1 protein-coding gene is annotated in these 1,168 nt (G+C 62.8%); it reads right to left on the bottom strand.

The annotated features are described in order from the left end of the window. Nucleotides 1-1,168: type VI secretion system tip protein TssI/VgrG (tssI, locus tag M0808_RS28370; protein WP_247843190.1), on the bottom strand; the 1,168-nt coding region annotated here is incomplete at both ends.

Genomic DNA, 1,168 nt, shown 5'->3' with positions numbered 1-1,168 from the left:
AGCGTCGATGAACTGGCCGGTGCCGATCTTGATGTGCTGGTTCACGCCCACGGTCAGGTGGTCGTTGGCGCGGGCTTCGACTTTGCGGTCGGCGTAGACGGTGTGGTGTTCTTCGGCCTTGAATTCCGTGTAGCTGTTCTGCTCGACGGTGTCGTGGCGTTCGTTGCCGACGCGGATTTTCTGGTCGTGCTCGATGTTCTCGTCCCAGTCGCGCTGGGCATGCAGGTAGATCTGCTCCTGACCTTTTTTGTCTTCGATGCGCAGTTCGTTGTAACCGCCGCCCCCCATCGAGCTCAGGGTCTTGAAGGTGCTACGGGTCTTGTTTGCCGGCAGCTCATACGGGACGGTGTTTTCCTTGTGGTACAGGCAGCCGCTGATCAGCGGTTGATCGGGGTCGCCTTCAAGGAAGGTCACCAGCACTTCCATGCCGATGCGCGGGATGGCGATGCCGCCGTACTGGGCGCCGGCCCAGGCGCTGGAGACGCGCAGCCAGCAACTGGTTTTGTCGTCGGCCTGGCCTTCGCGGTCCCAGTGGAATTGCACTTTGACGCGGCCGTACTGGTCGCAGTGGATCTCTTCGCCTTTGGGGCCGGTCACCACGGCGCTCTGACTGCCGAGGATGCGCGGTTTCGGGTTGCGCAGCGGTGGACGGTTCGGCACGTCCCACGGGGTCGCCTGAAAACGGTTGCGGTAGCCCTGATGGAAATCGTCTTTCAGCGCGGTGGTGTCGCTGGTCACCGATTCTTCCAGCACTTGCGGCTGCTTGCCTTCGTGCAGGACTTCGGTCAGCAGCCACAGGTCGTTCCACTTGGCCTTCGGGTGTTCGGTCAGGGCAAGGAAATGGCCGCTGACCAGCAGTGGCTGGTCGCTCTTGCCTTCGGCGAGCTGGAAGTCGCTGCGGTGACGTTCGAGGGCGCGTTTGGCCAGGTGCTTGCCGCGCTCGCGGTCGATGAAGCGGCCCGGGTAATCGTAGTCTTCGAGGTCGGGCAGGGCGTCGCCACGGTTTTCGCTTTCGAGGGTCAGGCGTGGTTTTTCGAAGTCGTAGTCGCGGCGCGTGGTGCGGCTGGTGCGGGTTTCCAGGCGCAGGTCGAAGCGCTTGATCACCGGGTTGCTGGCGACCATGCCGGAGTCTTGCTGGTAGGCCACTGGCTTGAGTTTCGGGAACACC

Origin of the sequence: Pseudomonas sp. MWU12-3103b (genome assembly GCF_023100615.1) — a bacterium.
Classification (GTDB): Bacteria; Pseudomonadota; Gammaproteobacteria; order Pseudomonadales; family Pseudomonadaceae; genus Aquipseudomonas; species Aquipseudomonas putida_A.
The sequence above is the reverse complement of the archived record's forward strand: the minus strand, read 5'-3'. Positions and strand labels throughout refer to the sequence as shown.